Raw genomic sequence first — 17,275 nt, forward strand, 5'->3', positions numbered from 1 at the left:
CGCGTCCTGATTCCTGCGTTAGCTGAACTGGATATTCGTGCACGGCCGCCGGCCGCGCACGATGAAGGACGAAGATGATGGATAAGGTTCCGATGACCGCGGGCGGATACGCCGCGCTGACGGACGAGCTCAAGAAGCGACAGTCGGAGGATCGTCCGCGCATCATCGAACACATTGCGGAAGCGCGTTCGCATGGCGACCTCTCGGAGAACGCCGAGTATCACGCCGCCAAGGAAGAGCAGTCGCACAACGAGGGTCGCATCGCCGAGCTCGAGGACAAGCTCGCGCGCGCCGACATCATCGACATTTCGAAACTGTCCGGCGACACCATCAAGTTCGGCGCGACCGTAACGCTGATCGACGAGGACACCGAGAAGAAGGCGGTCTGGCAGATCGTCGGCGAGGTCGAGGCCGACGCCAAGAAAGGCCGCATCTCCATCACCTCGCCGCTTGCACGCGCGCTGATCGGCAAGAAAAAGGGCACCACCGTCGAAGTGATGGCGCCGGGCGGCGCCAAGGCCTACGAGATCACCAAGGTCGAGTGGCGGTAGTTACCTTGACGTGACTGGTGCAAAAAAGCCGCGTCCCGCACGCGGCTTTTTTTATACCCCGCGTCTGACAGCAATTTGAGTGGAGAGCGCGTGCGCGGCGTACTAGTGAGGCCGTGACATGGTTATGCAGTATAATCATATCGGGGGACGGAGTTCGAGCTGGTGATTGCGTCGCAACACGCATCGCGGCGCGTCACCGTGCCACTGCCTCATTCTCTCGCAACTGCCATCGAGCGAGGAATGATTGCAGGCGCAAGGTGTTGACGCCACACTCCGGTGGCGAACACCGTGTGTTTCTGCTTCATGCAACGTTCCAGCGTGTCAAAGAGGGGTAACTGACAATGGACCAGACGTTTTCCAAGTTTCAGCCGGTGGCACTCAGCCTGTTTCGGTTCATCACCGGACTGCTGCTGTTTCAGTTCGGCGTCGCCAAGCTCCTCAAATTTCCCCCCGGGACAATGTTCGAGAAAGTCGAACTGTTCTCATTGATCGGAGCTGCCGGCACACTCGAATTGGTCCTGGGCGGGCTGCTGATGATCGGCCTGTTCTCGCGAATCGTGGCCTTCGTCTTGGCGGGCGAAATGGCTTTCGCCTACTTCATCGGCCACTTCCCCAAGGGCTTTTATCCGCTGCTCAACAACGGCAGTCTGGCGATCGCGCTCTGCTTTGCCTGCCTGTATCTCGCGACCTCGGGCCCCGGCCCGATCAGCGTCGACGCTGCGATGGGCAGGAAGTAACAACGCTGAGCCCGTCCCGTTCAACCGGGACGGGCTCTTCACGGCTGCGCCACAACGACAGCGGCAATCCGTCGAACAATGCAAGAATAGTCAGGAGAGCCTGAGGGCGCTGTCCGAGCGCGATGGGACCACCCCGAAGCGCGTTGCAAAGATCGAAGAAGCGCGGTCCGCTGGACGGATCTCCTACCGGCCCAAAAAGGGCGCCTGAAGCCCGTTACGTCCTGCGGGTCAGTTGCGGGCTCGAATTTGCATTCCGCACCGGTTCGCATTGGGTGGCCAATGCAACCATCTGCCCCTTCATCTGAGTAGGCTCAGCAGCGTTCCCGGTAGCGGCTTTGCCCAATTTCAGCCGCAAGGTCCTTGGCGAGAAAACTAACGATCCGAAGCGAGTTGCACCGTTTGGCGCCCGCCGTTGATCTCTTTCAGCTGGTTTACGTATTCCTCAGGCTTCATCAAATGGAATGGGGCCTTCAAGCCCATGAAGCTGGCAATACGGCCAATAAAGGCCGTGCAATTGGTCGTTTCCGCATTCCAGAGCGGCGAGGTGGCCTGAAGGTGCTTAATATACGCAAAAACCTTCTTCGCGTCGGCCTCACTCAGGTACACGCGATAGTTGGCCGTCAAGTACTGCTCGTCAAGGTCGCCGTAGCTTGCTCCGGTCTCGGAGGGCACCCATGTCAGATGTCCCAGCACGTAGGGCAGGACGTCGCCCGCTGGGTGCAGCCCCGCAACTTCGACCTGTTTCTCGCTTGTCTTGCCGTACCAGACAAACGCATGCCCATATGACGCCGCCGTGCGGGCACGAAAGTCCACGTAATACGGCCCTTTGGCCGTTGACCTCCGAACCGGTTTGACGTCTCCTCCAGAAGCGGAAGCGCTCGGTCCAGCAACGGCGGCTGCCACAACCGATCTTGACGACGGTTTGCGCAGCTTGTCCTGCTGCAGCGGCGCTTGATCCGTTTGTGCAGCCAATTGCTGCGCATAACCGATACCGGCTTCAAAAGTCACGGAAGCCACAACGACGCCAACACCGACAAGCAACCGCAGGCCGCATCGTTTCCGATTGAATTCTGGCACCTTCAGACCCTCACAAGGGCAAGACATCTCCCCGAGCGCCGCCTTCAGCAAAGCTGAAGGTGTGCGCTGCCAGGGCGATCCCCGAACTAACCCTTCGTTACGATCGGAGCCGGAGCTTTTCCAACCGGGTACTTGCCGACCGGGTACTTGCCAACCGGGTACTTGCCGATCGGCATCTTGCCAACCGGAGCGTTTTCCGTGACCGGCTGCGGATGTGGCAGGTCGGCTGCGCTGGCGGCAGCCATGAAACCAAAAGTCGCAACTCCAACAACCAGAAATTTTAACATCGTGATCTCCGAGATGGATAGCGTGAGTGGGAGCACCTTACCCTCTATCGGCTACGGCGCAATTAACGCTGTATCGAGGCTCGTGCTTGTGCGGTCATTTCTTTGCAGGATGTGACAAAAACGACACGGAATGATTGCTTTGCGTGCAGGGCCCGGCGAGACCGACCTCGTATCGCCGGCTCAGAGCAGCCTCGGCATAATGCGTCCGGTCCGAGCCATATACTCGCGATACTCGTTGCCGAACGTTTCCAGCATCATCTGTTCTTCTCTGGCAAGCCGCCCGAAAAACAATGTCCCAAATCCGATCAGGCCAGCGAAACCGGCGACCAAATTCGGCAAGAGCAATGCCTGGGCGGCAGCCCAGAGCCAGAATGCGGAATACATGGGGTGGCGAATTTTTCGATAGATCCCGTCGGTGATCAGGTGATGATTTTCCCGCACGTCGAGACTTACCGACCAGTTCCGACCAAGAGCGCGATGGGTCAGCCGGAACATGATCAGCGCTGCAATCGCCAGGAGAACGCCCAGCCAGGCTTGAGCTGGCCGGAAGACGTACGATGCGAAATGAGGTGCGGCTGTTGCGATGTAGACGAACGGCACAATGCCGAGACCGGTGAGCGATATCAGCAGCAGGGTGTTTTCGCGAGCACCCCGGGCGCTCCGCAAGACCCTTTCACGGCGAGCACGACGCGCGTATCTGTAGCGGATGAGATACCAACCGACCGCCATCATGATAAACACGAACTTGGCAATGTCAGGCGTCATCGTGGGCCCAGGGCTCGTTTCGCTGGCGCGTCATCTCTGCCGACCATTGAAAGGGCGCCAACCTTAGCGAGCGTTAGAGATTTGACCTAAACTGATCCACAGATCAGCATGAAGCAATCATACAGGGCTTGCAGGTTGTTTCCACTGATAAGTTGGCCGTGCGACCGCTCGAATCCAAGGCGGAGGCGTCGCTGGGCTCTATCTCGCCTGCGGCGAGGCCGCGATGGCTCTCCGGTCTATCATCGCCAACACTCGCGGGAGTAACTGCGACGCTATGAAAGCATGGCCGTCAGCCGTGAGGTGAATGAAGTCAAAAGCGTAATACTGCGGAGGAATCTCTTCGTCGTACACGATCACTTTGATGGCGCGATCACGCAACCGCCGCTCCATCGCGGCGATGTTGGCCGCCCGCTGCTCCTTCGTAACCAGGAAACGCCTGTCGTTGCCTCCAGGCTGCAAGATTACGATGTCGGTTCCCCTTGGCACATCGCTATCAATGCGCTTGAGCATGCCGGCCGTGGTATCGAAGGGAACACCAGCATTGACGACGTTCGCATTGACGCCCTTCCCTTTCAGCAGCACCTCTAACTTGGCCGGGTAGGCACCTTGCTTTCCGACGTACCAGCCTTGCGTATTGCTTGCGCCGACCGCCACGATATGAATCGGTTTTGTGAAGGCGGCGCACACGGTCGCCAGGATACACAAGGCCATAGCGACCGAGAATTTTCTGAACGGCGTCACCGACTGCCTCCGGCCTGAAGTGCTAGAGAGAACAATACGAACACCGGGCCCCGACAGAGACGTGACCTAAAGCCTTACATGCAGTGTCAAACCCCAACTCCAGCTGCCTTCTGGGCGTCATGCGAGGAATTGGTTGAAGCTCCGGCCGCAGGCAAATCCGAGTTCGAAGGATTCTGGCGTTGTCGTGGGCGCGCGACAGCGAGCCCGATTGCCCTGATCTTTCGTATCACCAGGCTATGCAACGCCGCGCTTTTATCGATGTTGAAGTGGTCGACGTTTACATCGCGGACATAGAAGTTTGTAAGCTCGCCGCGGAAGCCGGGGCCGCGGCTTATTCGAGCGCTTTCATGCTTGTACAGATTCAAAACCCTTGCGACATTAGCCGTCGCCGCATGAGGCGACGTTCCGTCGAATGGGACAACTAAAGCGACCGGCACGCCCATCTGGCCGAGGTACTCTGCCATCGACATCACGGCATCCGCACCAAGAGAGTGCCCCACCAGTATAATGGGTCCACGCTGGCCCGCTCGATAGTTCGCGATAATTTCGTCGGCAACGCCTCTCCACTGGGCGTGATTGGCGACAACCGCGGCGATGCCGGCCGCGCGCAGCTGGACGGCAAGGTCGTCCATGCCCAAAGAGAAGACATTCAACAATCCGCGAAACAAGTAGACGTGCGCCGCGGAGGAATGCAGCCGAGCGGGCGAACCGGTCGATCTCAGTGCAACGGTTATTGCGGGGCGAGCCTGCGCAGCGTTGTTCAAATGCAAGCTGCTTGCAAAAAGAACCGTGAAGACGGCGCATACCCGGGCCGCGCTGTCACATAATCTTTTCATTTCAATATCCCTCGCCCACCTCAAGTCCAGTCGCATTAAACCAGACCTACGAATCGTGACAATCAAGAGCGAGTTCGAAATGCGTGTTGAGGCGCGCAATTGGTTTACTGTCGCGGATTTGCCACATGGAAAAACGATCGAGCCACGACCGTTCATGACCTTCCGGCGGTCAATTGGCTTCCACTATGGGAGGGTCCTCTGTACTTTTTGATCGAGGCCAACTCAAAGGGTGTCGCCTCGCGGAGGGAGTGGTAATTTAATAAGGTCGAAAGCCGCACCATCCATGTCGGCTACACCAAGGCTTCGGAATCAGCGTCGCAAGAGTTCCGGGGTAACTTATCTATGCGGTCCAGTTTTCGGGAACCGGTGGCAACCAACGTCCATAACGATTTCGAGTTGCTTGATGATTCAACGACGGCACGTCTTCCACATTGGCGGTTACGATCCAATCACCCCCGAAGAGCAGGTCGAGCGCTTGCGCCGCTCGCTGTCGAGCTTCGAAAAGGTTTGGGGCGCCTCTTCACGACTGTCGGAAATCTCGAACACATCTGCAATCAATGCTTCGTGCGACCTGGAAGCATGGGGACCAAACTGGAAAACCGACACCACCTTCGAGATGCTGCGCTGGGACGATCTCATCCGGCGCGATTCGGGAGTTAGGCTGGTGCCTCGCCTCGTTCAGTCCCTGAAAGCGCTATTCAACTTCATCCTTACCGGAACTCTATTCAGATATGCGGTCGCAAGCTGGAAATATGCTCTCTTCTTTGTCTTTCCATATTGCTGTTTGCTGTTGATTGCATGCTGCGGCGTTGGGCTGTCATATCTGCTTGTCAGGCTCATACCCGCTACATTCTGGCTTGAACAATTGCTGCTTGGTGTTTTTCTATCGCTTGCCATCTTCATCAGCTCGATGCTCTGGCTTGGACCCAAGCGTCGGATAAACCACATCCTTGATGATGCCATTTTCTCCTACCAGTTTCTTTACGGGCAAAAAGGCGAGCTTGATAAGCGCCTCGGCGATTTTGCGGCCTTGATGTTGAGAACAGCTCGGGCCGCAGATGTTGATGAAATTCTGATTGTTGGCCATTCCCTTGGCGCCGCGCTCTCGATAGCGGCGGTCGCGCGCGCGCTGAAGCTGGATCCTCTGCTTGCAACGCACGGACCGAAGCTATGCATTCTCACAGTGGGCGCCACGATTCCCAAATTCTCATTGCATCCGATGGGCGGCCAGATACGGGAAGCCGCACAACTTGTGGCCGGAACGTCTGCCATCGACTGGGTCGAGTACCAGGCACGAGATGACGCAATCAGCTTCTATCGCTTCGATCCCGTCACGCTGAAACGCACCAGTCGAGACTATTCAGGTGAGCACCCGAAGATTCGGCGCGTCCAAATACATTCAATGATCGATCCGGTCCGCTTCAGACGCCATCGATTCAACTTCATGCAAATTCACTATCAGTTTCTAATGGGAAACGATCAGCGCTCGGTTTACGACTATTGCATGATTACTTGTGGCCCGCTCTCGTTCAACGTCGCGACTTCACCGTCCGGGGCCGTTGGACTATTCGAGGCAAACGGTTCGGTGATGACAGCCCGAGGTTGCTGAGAAGACCCTTCACCAAGCTCAAACATGGTGCGTTGGCACCAGACGTCAGACGCGTAGTTGCGCACCCCCGCTTCGATGCCGGCGCATCGCCCCGAAATGACGCGCCGCCGCGCGCTATCCGGCAGCCTTGAGATCCAGCGGCACCGCGGCTTCGTATTTCGAATTGTGCAGCACCAGCGACGTCCTGACGTTGCGCACATGCGGCGCGGCTGTCAGGTGGGTGACGAAATCCTGGAAGGTCGCCATGTCCGGAGCGACGCATTTGAGGATGAAATCGACTTCGCCGGACAGCATCCAGCATTCCCGCACCAACGGCTCGGCGCGCACGAAGTTCTCGAAGGCGCGGAGATCGGCGTCGGCCTGGCTCGACAAATGCACCGAGGCGAACACCGTGACGTCGTAGCCGAGGCGGCGCGGATCGAGCAGGCCGCGGTAGCCCTGGATGTAGCCCTCCTCCTCCAGCGCCCGGACCCTGCGCAGGCAGGGCGGCGGCGAGATCCCGACGCGTTTGGCGAGCTCCACATTGGTGATTCGGCCATCGGCCTGGATCTCGGCGAGGATTTTGAGGTCGATCTCGTCAAGGTTCTTCGACACGCGACTTGGGTTCCCTCAGGGTTCGGAAGGTTTGGCAGGTCTGCCGGCAACTCTCATAGCGCAGCCGGCCGGCATTGCGCAATTTTATTGCGCGTGCAGCGCACGATTTCGCGAATGTGACTTCAGTTCCGGGGAAAAATCGCTGCCATGGATTGCAAATCTTGCATAGCTTCCCAGATATCCTAGACTTGGATTTGACACTTTTGGCGCCGCCGTGACGCGTTTCCGGGGCGCTTCCCGCACAAGTCCTTGATCAAAATCCCCAAAACAGAGGGATCTCACAATGCCCGCGCCTACCCATGCCAAGGTCGTCATCATCGGGTCCGGCCCCGCCGGTTACACCGCAGCGATCTACGCGGCGCGCGCGATGCTCGAACCGATCCTGATCCAGGGCATTCAGCCGGGCGGGCAGCTCACCATCACCACCGACGTCGAGAACTATCCGGGCTTCGCCGACGTGATCCAAGGCCCCTGGCTGATGGAGCAGATGGAGAAGCAGGCGGCCCATGTCGGCACCAAGCTCGTCACCGATCTCGTCAACAAGCTGGAACTCGGCCAACGCCCGTTTCGTCTGACCTGCGATTCCGGCGACGTCTATCTCGCCGAGACCGTCATCCTCGCCACCGGCGCCCAGGCGCGCTGGCTCGGGCTGCCCTCGGAAGAGAAATTCCAGGGCGGCGGCGTATCGGCCTGCGCGACCTGCGACGGCTTCTTCTACCGCGGCAAGGACGTCGTGGTGGTCGGCGGCGGCAACACCGCGGTCGAGGAAGCGCTGTATCTGACCAATCACGCCTCGCAGGTCACCATCGTGCATCGCCGCGATCATTTCCGCGCCGAGCGCATCCTGCAGGAGCGGCTGTTCAAGCATCCCAAGATCAAGGTGGTGTGGGACTCCGCGATCGACGAGATCTGCGGGTCGGAGAACCCGAACAAGGTCACGCATGTGCGGCTGAAGAACGTCAAGACCGGTGCGCTGACCGACCTCAAGACCGACGGCGTCTTCATCGCGATCGGCCATGCGCCGGCGACGGAGCTCGTCAAAGGCCAGATCAAGCTGAAACCGTCGGGCTATGTCGAGGTGGCGCCGAACTCCACGGCGACCTCGGTGCCCGGCCTGTTCGCCGCCGGCGACGTGGCGGATGAAACCTTTCGGCAGGCGGTCACCGCCGCCGGCCTCGGCTGCATGGCAGCGCTCGAGGCCGAACGCTTCATTGCTCTTCGCGCGAGCGATCGCGCAGCGGCGGAATAATCATGGCACGATCTCGCGACGGATTTACGGATATGGATTGGGACAAGCTGAAGGTCTTTCACGCGGCGGCGGAGGCTGGCAGCTTCACGCATGCCGGCGAGCAGCTCGGCCTGTCGCAATCGGCGGTCTCCCGCCAGGTCAGCGCACTGGAGCAGGAGCTCTCGGTGTCGCTGTTTCACCGCCATGCCCGCGGCCTGATCCTCACCGAGCAGGGCGACCTGCTGTTCCGTACCGCGCATGACGTCTTCATGCAGTTGCAGGCGGCGCGCGCAAAGCTCACCGACAGCCGCGAGCGGCCGAGCGGCGATCTCAAGATCACGACACCGCCGGCGCTCGGCATCAACTGGCTCATCCCGCGGCTCGACGAGTTCGTCGCGCTCTATCCGGACATCCGGATCTCGCTGATCGTCACCGACGAGGACCTCGACCTGTCGATGCGCGAGGCCGACGTCGCGATCCGCACCCGCAAGCCGACCCAGCCGGACCTCATCCAGCGCAAGCTGTTCTCGATCGGCTTCCATGCCTATTGCTCGCCGGAATACATCAAGCGCTTCGGCACGCCGAGGACGCTTGATGATCTCGACTCGCACCGCATCATCATGCTCGGCGACTCGCAGGTGCCGCCGCATCTGCAGAACCGCAGCTGGCTGATCGATGCAGGCCGCAACGGCTCCGGTCCGCGCGAACCCTACTTCAAGGTCAACAACATCCTTGGCCTGGTGCGCGCCTGCCAGCAGGGCCTCGGCATCGCCGCGTTGCCGGACTATCTGGTCGAACAGAACAACCTCGTGCAGCTGTTCGGCGAGTCCGACTCGATCGCGCTCGACACCTACTTCGTCTATCCGGAAGAGCTGAAAACGGTGGCCCGGGTGCAGGTGTTCCGCGACTTCGTGGTCAGCAAGGCGCAGCGCTGGCCGTCCTGATTAAGCCGCCCTTATAGGGCTGGTTTATAGGCTTTCCGCGCTGCCCCAAGAGGCCCCCTGAATCTCCGCATGACTGACATGCGACCTGGATAGTTGCTGCGGGGCGTCGATGGGGATCATAGTGTTTACACGCTGAGCGGTCGCGTCGCGCATATGTCCCCCTCCTCCAGTGGCGCGGAAGTTCAGTAATCCCTCTTGGAAGGTGATTGTGTCGGCCTCACGTGGCCAATACCTTAAGCCGGGCTCACTCGAGCCCGGCTTTTTTTCATCTCGATGTCTTTCATGTCATGCTCGAACGTGCCGCACGTCACGGTCAGCATGTGGATTGACAACAACCTCGCAGCGCAGCATCATTATCCAATGATCACGACTTCGTGCGCCGTTCTGTCGTCGAAAAAAGCTCCCCTTCCGGGGACACGAGATCGCGCGCGATAAGATCACCTTCGCATTCAACCGATCCTGAAACCCCGCCGCCTGGACGGGGTTTTTTGTTGGTCCCGTCTCCGGCTTTGCCCCCTTAGGAGATGGAACATGACTGAGCTACACCAGCAATTGCAGGGCCTCTGGCTGCCCTTGATCACGCCGTTCCGCGAAGGCGAACTCGACGTCACCTCGCTGCGCCGCCTCGTCCGGCACTATGCCAGCAGCCCCGTCGACGGCTTCATCCTCGGCGCAACCTCCGGTGAAGGCATGGCGCTCAGCACCGATGAGCTGGAGGGTCTGGTCAGCGTCGTGCTCGACGAGCTTAGTGCCAACTCCCGCCATTTGCCGGTCTGCCTCGGGCTCTCCGGCGCCTCGACTGCCAGGATGAAGGATGCGCTGGATGATACGGCCGACTGGCCGATCAACGGCTACCTGATCGCGAGCCCCTATTACATCAGGCCCTCGCAACGCGGGCTCGTGCAGCACTTCAACGCGCTGGCCGATCACGCATCGTGGCCGATCGTACTCTACAACATTCCGTATCGCACAGCGGTGAACCTGACCAACGAGACGCTGCTGGCGCTCGCGGAACATCCCAACATCGCCGGCATGAAGGATTGCTGCGCCGACCGTGCGCAGTCGATCGACTTCCTCAACCGCCGGCCCGCCGGCTTCCGCGTGCTGACCGGCGAGGACGCGCAGACATTCGATGCGCTCGCGGACGGCGCCGACGGCGCGATCCTGCTCTCCGCGCATCTCGAAACCAACACCTTCGCTTCGATCCGCACGCTGCTGAAGCAGGGCAAGCGCGAGGCGGCGCTCGCGGCGTGGCAAAGCGTCGTCGGCCTGACCCGGCTGTTGTTCGCTGAACCGAGCCCGGCGCCGGCCAAGCACTGGCTGTGGCGGCAGGGGCTGATCGACAGCCCCGAGGTGCGGCTGCCGATGGTCGAAGTGAGCGAGGATCTCGCGACCTGGCTCGATGCCGAGATGGAGCGGCGCGCGCAGCTTCTGCTGCCGGCGTGATCGCTTTTCTCCCTCTCCCCGCTCTTGCGGGGAGAGGGTTGGGGTAAGGGGCCGCTTCCGCAATATCGGAGGGAGATGGATTCGCTGGGCGTCCCCCTCACCCGGATCGCATCTTACGATGCGATCCGACCTCTCCCCGCAAGCGGGGCGAGGTAAGAGACGCCTAATCCAGCTTCACCCGCGACAGCCGCAACGCGTTGCCGATCACGCTGACCGAGGACAGCGCCATCGCGGCAGCGCCGACCATCGGCGACAGCAGGATGCCGAACAGCGGATACAGCACGCCGGCCGCGATCGGCACCCCGGCGGCATTGTAGACGAAGGCGAACGCCAGGTTCTGGCGGATGTTGCGCATGGTCGCGACCGACAATCGCCGCGCCCGGACCAGGCCCGTCAGGTCGCCGGTGAGCAGCGTGATGCCGGCGCTCTCGATCGCGACATCGGTGCCGCCGCCCATCGCAATGCCGACATCGGCAGCCGCCAGTGCCGGCGCGTCATTGACGCCATCGCCCGCCATCGCGACGGTGCGGCCCTCGCCGCGCAGCCGCTGCACGACCTCGCTCTTGCGCTCCGGCAGCACGCCGGCCTCGACCTCGTCGATGCCGAGTGTCTTTGCCACCGCGCGCGCCGTGGTCTCATTGTCGCCGGTCAGCATCACGATGCGCAAGCCCTCGGCGCGCAGCGCCTGCAGCGCATTCGCTGCCGACGGCTTGACCGGATCGGCGATCGCGATCACGCCCGCGGCGAGGCCATCGACCGCGACATAGATCGCCGTCGCGCCATCGCGGCGCGCGGCCTCGGCGGCCTGATCCAGCGCTGATGTTACGATCTTCAACTCACCCATCAGCACCGCATTGCCGAGCGCAACCTGCCTGCCTTCGACCGTTCCGGTCGCGCCCTTGCCGGAGGGCGAGGCAAAGTTGCTGACGGCCGCCGATGCCAGCTTGCGCTCCCTGGCGGACGCGATGATCGCCTGCGCCAGCGGATGCTCGCTGCCCTGCTCGACGCTGGCGGCAAGGCGCAGCAGATCGCTCTCGTCGAACCCTTCGGCCGCGATAATGCGCACGACCTTCGGCTTGCCCTCGGTGAGCGTGCCGGTCTTGTCGATGACCAGCGTGTCGATCGCTTCCATCCGCTCCAGCGCCTGCGCGTCGCGGATCAGGATGCCGGAATGCGCGCCACGGCCGACGCCGACCATGATCGACATCGGCGTTGCCAGTCCCAGCGCGCAGGGACAGGCGATGATCAGCACCGTGACGGCGGCAACTAGCGCGAAGGTCAGGCGCGGCTCGGGGCCGAACACCGTCCAGGCGATGAAGGCGAGCGCGGCAGCGGCGATCACTGCCGGCACGAACCAGCCGGCGACGCGGTCGGCGAGCCGCTGGATCGGCGCGCGCGAGCGCTGCGCCTTCGCCACCATGTCGACGATCCGCGCCAGCATGGTGTCGCGACCGACCTTCTCGGCACGCATCACGAGGCCACCGCTCCGGTTGACGGTGCCGCCGATCACCCTCTCGCCTTCCGCCTTCGCGACCGGCATCGACTCGCCCGTGACCATGGACTCATCGATGACGGCGCTGCCCTCGATGACGACGCCCATCGACCGGCACCTTCTCGCCAGGGCGCACACGCAGGCGGTCGCCGACCTTGATCGCGTCGATGTCGATGTCCTCGTCACCGTGATCGGTGATACGCCGCGCGGTCTTGGGCGCGAGGCCGAGCAGCGCGCGGATCGCGCCCGATGTCTGCGCGCGGGCGCGCAATTCCAGCACCTGGCCGAGCAGCACCAGCACCGTGATCACGGCCGCCGCCTCGAAATACACCGCGACCGCACCATGCATGTCGCGGAACGCCGGCGGGAACAGCTGCGGCGCCAGCGTTGCGACCACGCTGTAGAGATAGGCGACGCCGACGCCCATGGCGATCAGCGTAAACATGTTGAGATTGCGCGTGACCACCGACTGCCAGCCGCGCACGAAGAACGGCGCGCCGGCCCACAGCACGACCGGCGTCGCCAGCACGAACGAGATCCAGTTCGACCAGTGCTGGGGCACCAGGTGCATCAGCCCGAGATGGCTGCCCATCTCGAGCACGAACACAGGCAGCGTCAGCGCGAGCGCGATCCAGAACCGCCTGACCATATCGATCAATTCGGGATCCGGCCCATCGTCGAGCGAGATCTGCTCCGGCTCGAGCGCCATGCCGCAGATCGGGCAGCTGGCGGGACCGACCTGGCGCACCTCAGGATGCATCGGGCAGGTGTAGATCGTGCCGGCCGGCATTGGCGGCTCGGGCGCGCGCGGCTTGAGGTACTTGTCCGGCTCGGCCTCGAAACGCTCGCGGCAGCGGCCGCTGCAGAACAGATACTCCTCGCCTCGGTAGCTGAAGCGGTGCTTGGCGGTCGTCGGATTGACCTTCATGCCGCAGACCGGATCGATCGCGAACGCTGCTTCCGCCGGCACGGCGTCGTGATCATGCTTGCCGCCGCAGCAGGACTGCGTAGCCGCGCCATGATGGTGATGATCCGCGTGCGAATGATTGTGCTCTGTGTGCGCCACGAGACTCTTCCCGGCCGGTATCCCGGCCTCTTGATTTGTATACCCTAGGGGGGTATATGAGACCTATGAGAGACGAGGTCAAGACATCCTGCTTAAAACGGCTCAAACGGATCGAGGGTCAGATCCGCGGGTTGGCCGCCATGGTCGAGGAAGACCGCTACTGCATCGACGTGGTGACGCAGATCGCGGCCGCGCGCGCGGCGCTACGCCGCGTCGAGGAAGAGGTCCTGCGCGATCATGTCGCCCATTGCGTCGAGCATGCGATCTCGTCCGGCGACAAGGCCGACCAGCGGCGCAAGATCGCCGAGCTGATGGATGTGATCGGTCGCGCGGACCGGTGAGCTGGAAGCAACTCCTATCAGGGTCGCTTCACCTCGCCCGCTCACGATGGAGTCGGGAGCGTTACCGCATATTCAGTGTCGTCCCGGCGAAAGCCGGGACGACGTGGAGATAGAGCGGTGCTTAATTCGCTGCCGCCGCGCGCACGGCTGAACAGTGCGCTCAGGTATTGAAGCGGAAGTGCATGACGTCGCCGTCGGCGACGACGTAGTCCTTGCCTTCGAGCCGCAGCTTGCCGGCGTCGCGCGCGCCGGCTTCGCCGTTGCCGGCGACATAATCCTCATACGCGATGGTCTCGGCGCGGATGAAGCCCTTCTCGAAATCGGTATGGATCACGCCGGCGGCGGCGGGCGCCTTGGTGCCGCGGTCGATCGTCCAGGCGCGCGCTTCCTTCGGGCCGACCGTGAAATAGGTGATGAGGTCGAGCAGCTGGTAGCCGGCGCGGATCAGCCGATCGAGCCCGGCCTCTTCGAGGCCCAGCGTCTCCAGGAACTCGGCGCGCTCGGCGCGCGACAGCGTCGCGATCTCGGATTCGATCTTGGCCGAGATCACCACCGCGACCGCGCCTTCCTTCTTGGCTTGCTCGAACACCGCCTTGGAGAAATTGTTGCCGTCCTTGGCCGAGCCTTCCTCGACGTTGCAGACATAGAGCACGGGCTTCGAGGTCAGCAGCCCGAGCATGCGGAAGGCGCGCTCCTCTTCCGGCTTGCGCTCGAGCGCACGCGCCGGCTTGCCGTCGCGCAGCAGCACCAGCGCGCGGTTGACGAGCTCGAGCTGCTCCTTGGCTTCCTTGTCGTTGCCCTTGGCCTTCTTCGAGAGGTTGTCGACGCGCTTCTCGAGGCTGTCGAGGTCGGACAGCATCAGCTCGGTCTCGATGGTCTCGATGTCGGCGAGCGGCGCGATCTTGCCTTCGACATGGGTGATGTCGGAGTCCTCGAAGCAGCGCACCACATGGGCGATCGCGTCGACCTCGCGGATGTTGGCGAGGAACTGGTTGCCGAGGCCTTCGCCCTGCGACGCGCCGCGCACCAGGCCTGCGATATCGACGAAGGTCAGCCGGGTCGGGATGATCTGGGCGGATTTCGCGACCGCTGCGAGCTTCTCCAGCCGCGGATCGGGCACCGCCACCTCACCGACATTCGGCTCGATGGTGCAGAACGGATAGTTCGCCGCCTGGGCGGCCGCCGTCTCGGTCAGCGCATTGAACAGCGTCGACTTGCCGACGTTCGGCAGCCCGACGATCCCGCATTTGAATCCCATGTTTGTCCCGATCTCTCGCGCGCTCACGCTGCACGGTTGAATTGACTGAGGTCGTCATACGCGGGCTTGACCCGCGTATCCATCCCACCTGGAAAAGTGGATCGCCGGGTCGAGCCCGGCGCTGACGGGGGTCTAGTTCGGCCCCTCGTCCTTGTTGTCGAAAAATCCCTTGGCCTGCATCGTCAGATGCACCTTGTTGGCGAACGAGGCGTCATGTCCCGCAGCCAGCAGGCCGGCATTGTCGGCAACGGCCTGGCACAAGGCCTCCACCCACGCCCGGTCGCTCTTGGCGAAGTCCGACAGCACGTGGCTGTGCACGAGCTCCTTGACGCCGGGATGACCGATCCCGAGCCGCACCCGTCGATATTCGTTGCCGATATGCGCGGAGATCGAGCGCAGGCCGTTATGGCCGGCGATCCCGCCGCCGATCTTGACCCGCACCTTGGCGGGCGGCAGTTCGAGCTCGTCCTGGAACACGGTGATGTCGGCGGGGGCGAGCTTGAAGAAGTTCGCCGCTTCCTGCACCGCGCGCCCGGACTCGTTCATGTAAGTGGTCGGCTTCAACAGCACGACCTTCTCACGATCGACCACGCCTTCGGAGGTCTCGCCCTGAAAGCGACGGCGCCATGGTGCGAAACCATGACGCCGTGCAATCTCGTCGACCGCCAGAAAACCGATATTGTGCCGGTTGCTGGCGTATTTCGCGCCAGGATTACCGAGACCGACAAAAAGGCGCATGGCGCGGCATCCCACGTCGGCGCGCCATCAGACGATCGCGCGCCGACCTGATCGATTACTTCTTCTTGTCGCCACCGCCAGCGGGAGCCTTGGCACCCGCGGCCGGAGCCGCAGCACCGGCAGCCGGAGCCGCCGCAGCGGCCGGAGCTGCAGCACCCGCGGCCGGAGCAGCGCCACCAGCAGCCGCCGCAGCTGCGGCCTTCTGCTCTTCGGCGTAGCCGGACGGCGGCACGATTGTGACCAGCGTCGCGTCCTCGCGGGTCAGCGACTTCACGCCCTTGGGCAGCGTGACCTCGGAGAGATGCAGCGAGTAGCTGATCTCGAGGCTGCCGACGTCGACTTCGATGTATTGCGGAATGTTGTCGACCGCGCACTCGAGGTCGAGCGCGTGGGTGACGATGTTCACGGTGCCGCCGCGCTTGATGCCGGGGGCGGTTTCCGCGTTCACGACGTGCAGCGGCACGCTGACGCGGATGGTCGCGCCTTCGCCGAGCCGCATGAAGTCGACATGGAGCGGGAAGTCCTTCACCGGGTCGAGGTGGAAGTCGCGCGGAATCACGCGGTGCTTCTTGCCCTCGAGGTCGATGTCATAGATCGTGGTCAGGAACCGGCCCGCCAGGATACGCTGGCGCAGTTCACGATCGTCGACCGAGATGGTGACGGGGGGCTGGTTGTCTCCGTAGATCACTCCGGGAACTCTCCCGGCGCGACGCTCTGCCCGGGCGGCCCCCTTGCCGCTCTTCGGACGCGCGGTCGCCTTCAATTCCTTGACGGTCGCCATAGCGTTAAGTCCTTGTATTTAAAAAGTTAAAGGCCGCAGCGCGGCCCATGCTCAGGTCCACAGCAAGCCTCCAGGGGTGCGGGGGCCGCGGACGTGGCGGGCTTTTAGCCCCAAAGGGCCGAAATGACAAGGAAATGAAGGGATTTTTCTCACCCTCGCTTTCCCACCCTCCCCTGGAGGGGGAGGGTCGGACCGCATGCAGCGAAGCGGAATGCGGGCCGGGGTGGGGTGATCTCTCAATACGAGCAGAACTCGGGTGGAGGGACCTTCACCCCACCCCGGCTCAAATTTCGCTGCGCTCAATTGTGAGCCGACCCTCCCCCTCCAGGGGAGGGTAAAGAATCAGGTCGCTCCGCCTACCCCGAGCTTGGCTTCCAGCGCGGCGATCCTCGCCTTCAGCGCCTCGTTCTCCTCGCGCGGCCAGGCGGGCCATATCCTTGACCGCGTCGAATTCCTCGCGCTTGACCACATCGAGGTCGCGCAGGATCCGTTCGGCCTGGTTGCGCATGACCGTGTCGACCTCACGCTTGACGCCCTGGGCTGCGCCCGCGGCATCGTTCATCAGACGGCCGATCTCATCGAAAAACCGGTTGCTGGTCTGGGTCATCTGGCAAAACTCTCCGCGTTCACTGAATCGCCAGAAGACAATGGCGATCCCCGCCATCCGGTTCAAGTCCGCCGCGAATGGCAGACCTCCCGGGAGCTTGCCTTGTCATGCTCCGGTTTCCTTGCAATCGTATGAACTCACAACAGAAATCGCACACATAACGCGAGCAGAAACGCC

At 62.2% G+C, this 17,275-nt stretch carries 16 protein-coding genes and 2 pseudogenes; 7 read left to right on the plus strand and 11 right to left on the minus strand.

Translation table 11 applies throughout. The features are described 5' to 3' along the window. Window positions 1-77: 77 nt before the first annotated feature. Both greA and ACVWW1_RS23575 read left to right on the plus strand, forming a co-directional pair. Entirely contained in the window at window positions 78-551 is a 474-nt protein-coding gene (gene greA, locus ACVWW1_RS23570) for a transcription elongation factor GreA (RefSeq protein WP_157113323.1), read from the plus strand. A gap of 341 nt (window positions 552-892) precedes the next feature. Beyond that, a complete protein-coding gene (locus tag ACVWW1_RS23575; protein WP_456657606.1) occupies window positions 893-1,288 on the plus strand; it encodes a DoxX family protein in 396 nt (131 codons plus the stop codon). Window positions 1,289-1,660: 372 nt separating this feature from the next. On the opposite strand, the gene ACVWW1_RS23580 is transcribed toward ACVWW1_RS23575, so the two are convergent. The 5 genes from ACVWW1_RS23580 to ACVWW1_RS23600 form a co-directional block, all read right to left on the minus strand. Beyond that, the gene (locus ACVWW1_RS23580; protein WP_420831870.1) at window positions 1,661-2,191 is read right to left on the minus strand and encodes a hypothetical protein; all 531 of its coding nucleotides are present in this window, start codon (window positions 2,189-2,191) and stop codon (window positions 1,661-1,663) included. Window positions 2,192-2,451: 260 nt separating this feature from the next. Further along, on the minus strand, window positions 2,452-2,652 hold the full coding sequence (locus ACVWW1_RS23585) for a hypothetical protein (protein WP_456657607.1): 201 nt from the start codon (window positions 2,650-2,652) through the stop codon (window positions 2,452-2,454). Between the two features lie 180 nt (window positions 2,653-2,832). Then, window positions 2,833-3,417 (minus strand): protein-S-isoprenylcysteine O-methyltransferase, encoded by a 585-nt coding sequence (locus ACVWW1_RS23590; protein WP_456657608.1) that lies wholly within the window; start codon window positions 3,415-3,417, stop codon window positions 2,833-2,835. 198 nt (window positions 3,418-3,615) lie between these two features. Next, complete coding sequence (locus tag ACVWW1_RS23595) at window positions 3,616-4,158, minus strand: SGNH/GDSL hydrolase family protein (protein WP_456657609.1); 543 nt, start codon at window positions 4,156-4,158, stop codon at window positions 3,616-3,618. A gap of 86 nt (window positions 4,159-4,244) precedes the next feature. After that, complete coding sequence (locus ACVWW1_RS23600; RefSeq protein WP_456657610.1) at window positions 4,245-5,150, minus strand: thioesterase domain-containing protein; 906 nt, start codon at window positions 5,148-5,150, stop codon at window positions 4,245-4,247. Window positions 5,151-5,397: 247 nt separating this feature from the next. Between ACVWW1_RS23600 and ACVWW1_RS23605 the strand changes: the two genes are divergently transcribed. Next, window positions 5,398-6,603: a hypothetical protein gene (locus ACVWW1_RS23605; protein WP_456657611.1), complete on the plus strand. Its 1,206-nt coding sequence runs from the start codon at window positions 5,398-5,400 to the stop codon at window positions 6,601-6,603. Window positions 6,604-6,717: 114 nt separating this feature from the next. On the opposite strand, the gene ACVWW1_RS23610 is transcribed toward ACVWW1_RS23605, so the two are convergent. Beyond that, window positions 6,718-7,197 carry an Lrp/AsnC family transcriptional regulator gene (locus tag ACVWW1_RS23610; protein WP_092124130.1) on the minus strand — a complete coding sequence of 160 codons (480 nt, stop codon included), beginning with the start codon at window positions 7,195-7,197 and terminating at the stop codon, window positions 6,718-6,720. A gap of 283 nt (window positions 7,198-7,480) precedes the next feature. Here ACVWW1_RS23610 and trxB point away from each other — a divergent pair, with 283 nt between their 5' ends. The 3 genes from trxB to dapA all read left to right on the plus strand — a co-directional run bounded on the left by trxB (window position 7,481) and on the right by dapA (window position 10,815). After that, window positions 7,481-8,446 (plus strand): thioredoxin-disulfide reductase, encoded by a 966-nt coding sequence (gene trxB, locus ACVWW1_RS23615; RefSeq protein ID WP_207832664.1) that lies wholly within the window; start codon window positions 7,481-7,483, stop codon window positions 8,444-8,446. Window positions 8,447-8,448: 2 nt separating this feature from the next. Beyond that, window positions 8,449-9,369, plus strand: a complete 921-nt coding sequence (locus ACVWW1_RS23620; RefSeq protein ID WP_029081982.1) for a LysR family transcriptional regulator — start codon at window positions 8,449-8,451, stop codon at window positions 9,367-9,369. 531 nt (window positions 9,370-9,900) lie between these two features. Beyond that, entirely contained in the window at window positions 9,901-10,815 is a 915-nt protein-coding gene (gene dapA, locus ACVWW1_RS23625) for a 4-hydroxy-tetrahydrodipicolinate synthase (RefSeq protein WP_456657612.1), read from the plus strand. 163 nt (window positions 10,816-10,978) lie between these two features. On the opposite strand, the pseudogene ACVWW1_RS23630 reads toward dapA, so the two are convergent. Continuing rightward, window positions 10,979-13,373, minus strand: a pseudogene (locus ACVWW1_RS23630) (heavy metal translocating P-type ATPase). A gap of 65 nt (window positions 13,374-13,438) precedes the next feature. Here ACVWW1_RS23630 and ACVWW1_RS23635 point away from each other — a divergent pair. Continuing rightward, window positions 13,439-13,714: a metal-sensitive transcriptional regulator gene (locus ACVWW1_RS23635; protein ID WP_092124125.1), complete on the plus strand. Its 276-nt coding sequence runs from the start codon at window positions 13,439-13,441 to the stop codon at window positions 13,712-13,714. Between the two features lie 160 nt (window positions 13,715-13,874). Here ACVWW1_RS23635 and ychF read toward each other — a convergent pair whose 3' ends face one another. The 4 genes and pseudogenes from ychF to ACVWW1_RS23655 all read right to left on the minus strand — a co-directional run bounded on the left by ychF (window position 13,875) and on the right by ACVWW1_RS23655 (window position 17,098). After that, the gene (ychF, locus tag ACVWW1_RS23640) at window positions 13,875-14,972 is read right to left on the minus strand and encodes a redox-regulated ATPase YchF (RefSeq protein ID WP_456657613.1); all 1,098 of its coding nucleotides are present in this window, start codon (window positions 14,970-14,972) and stop codon (window positions 13,875-13,877) included. A gap of 132 nt (window positions 14,973-15,104) precedes the next feature. Then, window positions 15,105-15,710, minus strand: coding sequence for an aminoacyl-tRNA hydrolase (pth, locus tag ACVWW1_RS23645; RefSeq protein WP_456657614.1), 606 nt, complete (start codon window positions 15,708-15,710; stop codon window positions 15,105-15,107). 55 nt (window positions 15,711-15,765) lie between these two features. Continuing rightward, on the minus strand, window positions 15,766-16,491 hold the full coding sequence (locus ACVWW1_RS23650) for a 50S ribosomal protein L25/general stress protein Ctc (RefSeq protein WP_176529303.1): 726 nt from the start codon (window positions 16,489-16,491) through the stop codon (window positions 15,766-15,768). A gap of 342 nt (window positions 16,492-16,833) precedes the next feature. After that, window positions 16,834-17,098, minus strand: a pseudogene (locus tag ACVWW1_RS23655) (accessory factor UbiK family protein). Window positions 17,099-17,275 lie beyond the last annotated feature (177 nt).

The sequence above is a fragment of the Bradyrhizobium sp. JR3.5 genome (genome assembly GCF_054057015.1).